Below are 1,657 nucleotides of genomic sequence, written 5' to 3' on the forward strand. Positions count from 1 at the left end.
GACCTTGCGGGTGTGCTACCGGGGGTGGGGGCTGTCGCCAAGGGAAGCCTCGAGGCGTTGCACGCTACTCGGACAAGTGCCTCGTCGCTCAGCTTCTGGCAGAAGGCGGCCACCTGTGGTTCGGGATCACTCGAGGAAGCCGGCCGTATCTCGAGGCTGGAGAACGGTCTGGTGGCTAGGGCAGTGCGCGGCTTCGGTAATCCAGAGAAAGCTGCGAGGGTGGCGGCAGCGGTATCCGGCCTCACGGGGACCGCCACTGGCGGGTACGGGCTCTATGAAAAAGCCTTTGACGTGGAATCCGACGGCATCAAGGACGGGGCGGTGGCAGCCATCGACGGTTCTCGCTTGATTATCGACAACGGGGGGATCATTGGTCTCGTTCGGCATGTCTTCTGACATCGGCGTCGCACAGAAGGTTGCGCATCGTGGATCCTGTGTCGTGCAGTAGGGCGTGGGCTCATGCGCCCACGCGGTGGTCATGGTTCTCGCACATGGTGGTGAACGTTCTCGGGCTTGTGTGCTGGGCTGGTGGCTGGGTCGCCCTGCTGGGGATTTCGACTTACACGCCGAACTGGGTGGTGTGGGTGTTCATGCCGTACTTCATCTATGGGCCCTATCGAGTCGTCACGCAGCTGAAGTATTTTCCGGCAGCGTTTCTGATGCTGCGCATCCTCCGCACGTATCCGTGGCAGGTGGTGCAGGGTGCCCCGCATGGGCTGACGAAGCGTCCCGAAGTGACGGGTAGGCAGTATGGCTGGTTCGAGTTCGCCAATCCGGCCAAGAGGGATCAGAATTTGCCGCTCGTCTTCCCTCGACATCTCCGGGTGGCGTGGTGGGCCCGCCGTATGGCTCCGCGAGCAGACGCCCGTTTGAAGGCGGACATCGAGACCGTTTGGTTTGCTGGCGATCCACGGTTCATCGGGGTCCTTGCCGCACCCGGCCGCAAAGGCACGGCTCCTCGCCGCATGCACGTCGTCGAGCAGCGGATCGACGCACGGAGCGGTTGGCGCTTCGCCGACTGGGGTGCCACACACGATGACATCGAGCGCGGGCGCCGGGTCGGCGTCCATCCCGTCAATCCCTGAGGTGGTGCGTGATGAGTTCCGTAACGATCATGGCCCACGAATCCGTCTGGGATCCGCACGCGGAACTCTGGTTCGCGGAGCCGGCTGGCTTCACGGCTCTGCCGCTGGACTCTCTGCTTGCCGAACCGGGCGCTCAAGCTGCCGAAGGCATGCGTAAGGCCATGGCACCGCTGCTTGCGACGGCACCCAGCGAAGCGGCTCGGCAGCAGTTCATCGCGCTGGTCGCCTCGGGCCAGCAGATGCTTGCCGCATTGTGTGAGTTCGGAACCGTTCACTGTTCCGTCGGCATGCACCGCGACGACATCGGTCGTGGGTCTCGTCCCCTGCTCTCCTTGTTCTCCATCGCATGGCGAGCCACTGCGACCGCACCAAGGGCGGCGACCGCGGCGCGAGCCGTGACAGGGGCGGTCGGCCACAGTCGTATCGAGTACCTCGAACTGCCCAGCGGTCCCGCAACGCTCAGCGAAACGACCTCACCGCCACCCCCCACCCCGGCCCCTATACACCACCTACGCTGCCGAACAACCACTCTTTGTAGATCTCGCTGGTCGTCGCATCCATATAAAAAAAAA

2 protein-coding genes and 1 pseudogene are annotated in these 1,657 nt (G+C 63.7%); all 3 read left to right on the forward strand.

The features are described 5' to 3' along the window. A pseudogene (locus DMH12_RS38385) lies at window positions 1-396 on the forward strand (hypothetical protein); the annotation flags it as partial. A gap of 95 nt (window positions 397-491) precedes the next feature. Further along, window positions 492-1,085 (forward strand): hypothetical protein, encoded by a 594-nt coding sequence (locus DMH12_RS38390; RefSeq protein ID WP_125495851.1) that lies wholly within the window; start codon window positions 492-494, stop codon window positions 1,083-1,085. A 29-nt stretch (window positions 1,086-1,114) separates the two neighbouring features. Continuing rightward, the coding region (locus DMH12_RS39515) for a hypothetical protein (RefSeq protein ID WP_221763163.1) at window positions 1,115-1,657 on the forward strand (543 nt) is incomplete at its 3' end.

It is taken from the genome of Streptomyces sp. WAC 04229 (assembly GCF_003947455.1).
In the GTDB taxonomy this organism is placed as follows: domain Bacteria; phylum Actinomycetota; class Actinomycetes; order Streptomycetales; family Streptomycetaceae; genus Streptomyces.